Source organism: Intrasporangium sp., from assembly GCF_032907665.1.
Taxonomy (GTDB): Bacteria; Actinomycetota; Actinomycetes; order Actinomycetales; family Dermatophilaceae; genus Intrasporangium.
In genome coordinates this window covers 1-4,556 of record NZ_JAJJPG010000200.1, presented here as the reverse complement: position 1 = coordinate 4,556, position 4,556 = coordinate 1, and the positions used below count along the sequence as shown (strand labels likewise).

6 protein-coding genes are annotated in these 4,556 nt (G+C 71.5%); all 6 read left to right on the top strand.

Annotated features, from left to right (window positions below; translation table 11 throughout):
• Positions 1 to 1,196: cell division protein FtsZ (gene ftsZ, locus LOY02_RS18045; protein ID WP_317183754.1), on the top strand; the 1,196-nt coding region annotated here is incomplete at its 5' end.
• 98 nt (positions 1,197 to 1,294) lie between these two features.
• Positions 1,295 to 2,044 (top strand): peptidoglycan editing factor PgeF, encoded by a 750-nt coding sequence (pgeF, locus tag LOY02_RS18040; RefSeq protein ID WP_317183753.1) that lies wholly within the window; start codon positions 1,295 to 1,297, stop codon positions 2,042 to 2,044.
• Complete coding sequence (locus LOY02_RS18035) at positions 1,945 to 2,766, top strand: YggS family pyridoxal phosphate-dependent enzyme (protein ID WP_410505974.1); 822 nt, start codon at positions 1,945 to 1,947, stop codon at positions 2,764 to 2,766. Before pgeF ends, LOY02_RS18035 begins: the two co-directional genes overlap by 100 nt.
• 39 nt (positions 2,767 to 2,805) lie before the next feature.
• Positions 2,806 to 3,288, top strand: coding sequence for a cell division protein SepF (locus tag LOY02_RS18030; protein ID WP_317183751.1), 483 nt, complete (start codon positions 2,806 to 2,808; stop codon positions 3,286 to 3,288).
• Between the two features lie 87 nt (positions 3,289 to 3,375).
• On the top strand, positions 3,376 to 3,660 hold the full coding sequence (locus LOY02_RS18025; protein WP_317183750.1) for a YggT family protein: 285 nt from the start codon (positions 3,376 to 3,378) through the stop codon (positions 3,658 to 3,660).
• Between the two features lie 166 nt (positions 3,661 to 3,826).
• Positions 3,827 to 4,556: DivIVA domain-containing protein (locus LOY02_RS18020; RefSeq protein ID WP_317183749.1), on the top strand; the 730-nt coding region annotated here is incomplete at its 3' end.

Below are 4,556 nucleotides of genomic sequence, written 5' to 3'. Positions count from 1 at the left end.
ACACCGACGCCCAGGCGCTGCTCATGAGTGATGCCGACGTCAAGCTCGACGTCGGTCGTGAGCTGACCCGCGGCCTGGGCGCGGGCGCCGACCCCGAGGTGGGCAAGCGTGCCGCCGAGGACCATGCCGAGGAGATCGAGGAGGTGCTCAAGGGCGCCGACATGGTCTTCGTCACCGCGGGTGAGGGCGGCGGCACCGGCACGGGAGGCGCGCCCGTGGTGGCCCGCATCGCGCGTGGGCTCGGCGCCCTGACGATCGGCGTCGTCACCCGGCCGTTCACCTTCGAGGGGCGCCGCCGGGCCAACCAGGCGGAGACCGGCATCGGGTCGCTCCGCGAGGAGGTCGACACGCTGATCGTCATCCCCAACGACCGGCTCCTGTCGATCAGCGACCGCAACGTCTCGATGATGGACGCCTTCCGGTCCGCCGACCAGGTGCTCCTCTCCGGCGTCCAGGGCATCACCGACCTCATCACGACGCCCGGCCTGATCAACCTCGACTTCGCCGACGTCAAGTCCGTCATGCAGGGCGCGGGCTCGGCCCTCATGGGCATCGGGTCGGCCCGGGGAGAGGACCGGGCCGTGCAGGCCGCCGAGCTGGCCATCAGCTCGCCGCTGCTCGAGGCCTCCATCGACGGCGCTCACGGCGTGCTCCTCTCGGTCCAGGGCGGCAGCGACCTCGGGCTCTTCGAGATCAACGAGGCCGCGCGCCTCGTCCAGGAGGCCGCCCACCCGGAGGCCAACATCATCTTCGGCGCCGTCATCGACGACGCCCTCGGTGACGAGGTCCGCGTGACGGTCATCGCCGCAGGCTTCGACGGTGGGGGTCCGACGAAGCGTCAGGACGACCGCGCCCTCGGGCAGGTCATGGGGCAGCGCACCCAGGCGTCGCAACCGGCGCACAACAACCACGCCGCCACGCCCGCCCCGCAGGGACACCAGATCCCGGCGCAGCCGCCCGCCGAGCCGGTTCACGTTCCAGCTCAGGCTCAGGCTCCTGCCCACCAGTCGGCACAGCACGCACCTGGCCAGCACGCACCTGGCCAGCAGCCCGCGCCGGCGCCTGCGGGCTCCCAGCAACTGCCGACCCAGCAACCAGCGCAGCAGCCGGCCCAGCAGCCGCGCCCGGCGCAGCCGCCGCGTCAGGTGACCTTCGAGGAGAGCGACGACCTCGACGTGCCCGACTTCCTCAAGTGAGGCCCTGATGCGGGACCCGGCCCGCCCGGCCGGGTCCCGCATCGCGGCCATGGCCGTCTCCGTCCGCCCGGACCGTGCCGGAAGGATAGGTTGAGGCGGTGTTCTACTGGCGAGCCACGATCCGCGCGCGCGACGACGGTCCCGGCATCGAGGCGGCGTTCACCGATCGCGCAGCGAATCGGGGTGCCGGGCCTTACGCCGGGCTCAACCTCGGGGGCCACGTCGGTGACGACCCCGACGCCGTCGAGGCCAACCGGGCAGCCCTTGCGACGGCGCTCGGGGTGACGCGCGAGCGCCTCCTCTTCCTCAACCAGGTGCACGGCACGGACGTCGTCGAGGCGAGTGGCCCCTGGGCCGGCGAGGCCCCGGAGGCTGACGGAATCGTCTCCCGGACAAGTGAGCTGGCCCTTGCTGTCCTCGTCGCCGACTGCGTCCCGGTGCTCCTGCACGACGTCGAGGCGGGCGTCGTCGGCGCCGTTCACGCCGGGCGGCCCGGCCTGCTCGGCGGCATCGTGCCCCGTGCCGTCGCCGCCATGCGGGACCTCGGTGCGCGGCAGCCCGCGGCGATCGTCGGGCCGTCCGTGTGCGGCCGGTGCTACGAGGTCCCGGAGGAGATGGCCCTGGCAGCCGCGGCCGTCGCTCCCACCTCCCAAACGTCGTCCTGGACAGGAACGCCCGCGATCGACGTCGCGGCCGGGGTCACCGAGCAGCTCGCATCCGCGGGCGTGGCGGTCCAGCGCGTCGCCGGATGCACCCGCGAGGACGAGCAGCTCTACTCGTACCGCCGAGACGGCACCACCGGCCGGCTCGCCGGCGTGGTCGTGGCCCACGCGGCGGGGGCGAGGTGACCGGCCAGGGCGCGGACGCCCGCAGGGACGAGCTCGCCGCGAGACTTGCCGCCGTGCGACGACGCATCGCCGACGCCTGCGCCGATGCCGGGCGCGATCCTGCCGAACTCACCCTCGTGGTCGTCACGAAGTTCTTCCCCGCGAGCGACGTCCTCCTGCTCCACGAGCTCGGCGTCCGGGCGATCGGTGAGAACAAGGACCAGGAGGCCGCGCCCAAGATCGCCGAGGTGCGGGCCGCGCTGCCCGAGGGCGCCGACCTCGAGCTGCATTTCGTGGGACGGCTCCAGTCCAACAAGGCCCGCCACGTCGCGCAGTACGCCGACGTCGTCCACTCCGTCGACCGGGCCAAGCTGCTCGGTGGCCTGGCCGCCGGCGCAGCCGAGCGCGGCAGACCGGTCTCGGTCCTCATCCAGGTCAGCCTCGACGGCGACACCTCCCGCGGTGGTGCACTGCCCGCCGACGTCCCGGACCTGGCCGATCTCGTCGCTGAGCGCGACGGACTCGTCCTCAAGGGGGTCATGGCCGTCGCCCCCCTCGACGCCGACCCCGACGAGAGCTTCACCCTCCTCCGGGAGGTGGCGAGCGGCATACGGACCCGTCATCCCGGCGCCGACTGGGTGTCCGCGGGAATGAGCGGGGACCTCGAGGCGGCCATCCGGCACGGAGCGACACACCTGCGTGTCGGCACCGCAATCCTCGGATCACGCCCGTCACTTCTGTAACGTCGACGGCAACTGCAATTCGACCGTTTGGGAGTGGGCATGGCAGGGGCACTGCGCAAGACGATGGTGTACCTGGGCCTCAGCGAAGAGGACCCGCGTCACGATCGCTATGACGACTACGACGCCTACGACGACCAGGACCGCCTCGAGGACGAGCCGGAGCACACCGCCGCCGTGACCCCCCTGTCGACGAAGCGCCCCGTGGCCGCCGTCGTCCGCGAGCCCGAGGTGCATCCCCTCAACCGCATCACGACGATCCACCCGCGCACCTACAACGAGGCGAAGAACATCGGCGAGTGGTTCCGCGACCAGGTGCCGGTGATCATGAACCTCAGCGACATGGACGACGCGGACGCGAAGCGGCTCGTCGACTTCGCCGCCGGCCTCGTCTTCGGTCTGCACGGCACCATCGAGCGCGTGACGTCCAAGGTGTTCCTCCTGTCGCCCTCGCACGTCGAGATCGCCGCGGACGAGCCCGAGACCCCGGCCGCCACCACGCGCGGATTCTTCAACCAGAGCTGACCACCGGCGTCCGGATCCGGGCCTCGCCGCGTCGTGCGGTGGGGCCCGATTTCTGGCCGCAGCACCTCATCAGGGACACTGAGCACCATGGACGTGATCTGGACCATCTACGGAGTGGTGGTCTTCACCTTCTTCGTCGCACTCATCGCCCGCTTCGTCCTCGAATGGGTGCAGGTCCTGTCCCGATCCTGGCGCCCCAGCGGGCTCGTGCTCGTCCTCGCAGAGGCCGTCTACACCGTGACCGACCCGCCGCTCAAGGCGCTGCGCAAGGTCATCCCGTCCCCGACCCTGGGTGGCGTGCGGCTCGACCTCAGCTTCCTCGTGCTCATGCTCCTCACATCCTTCGCGCTCAACCTCCCCGCGTTCTTCTGAGCGTGCTTCCCGGGGCGACCACGTCCACGATTCGGGCAGTCTCCGAAACCAGTACCGGGCGGGTGCAGCCAGTCCACCCGTGTGGGTGGCATCATGTGGCTTTGGGTCGTGACCTGTTCGTTAGATAAGTTGGCCCTTGACCATTACGTCTGTATCGAGGTGACACATGGCGCTTACGCCTGAGCAGGTGCTGAACAAGCATTTCCAGACCACGCAGTTCCGACGTGGCTACGAGGAGCGGGACGTCGACGACTTCCTGGACGAGATCGTGGCGGAGATGCGGTCGCTCATCGAGCAGCGTGACGACTACCTGAAGCAGCTCAACGACTGCCGCGCGAGCAAGAACCAGCCGGCGGTGCGGGGTGGGGACGGGCCGACGCAGGCCATGCCCCCGGTGGGACGACCGGGCGACGACGCCAAGCTCGGAGCCCTCACGGCGAAGATCCAGGACGCCGAGCGGGCGTTCAAGGCGGCCTCGGACCGGGCCGCCAAGGCCAAGGCCGAGGCAGACGCCGCCGAGCGGGCCGCGCGCGAGCGCATCGAGCGCGCCAAGGCCGACGCCGAGCGGGCCGAGGCGGCCGCCCGCTCCGCCGTCGACGAGAAGGCGCTCAACGAGGCCCAGGCGAAGCTGAACGCCCTCCACTCGCAGGTCGCGGACGCCGAGGCCAAGCTCGCCAAGACGCGCGAGGAGGCCAAGGCTGCCGAGGAGGCCGCCCGCGCCGCGGAGCTCGCGGCACGCCAGCGGTCCCAAGCGGCGATGGAAGCGGCGAGTGCCGCGGCGAGTGCCCCCGCGGCCACGGCGGCCAACACGAGCGGTGCCGACGCGGCAGGCGTCATCGCTCTCGCGCAGCGCCTGCACGACGAGCACGTCGCCGCCGGCGAGGCGCGACGCCACC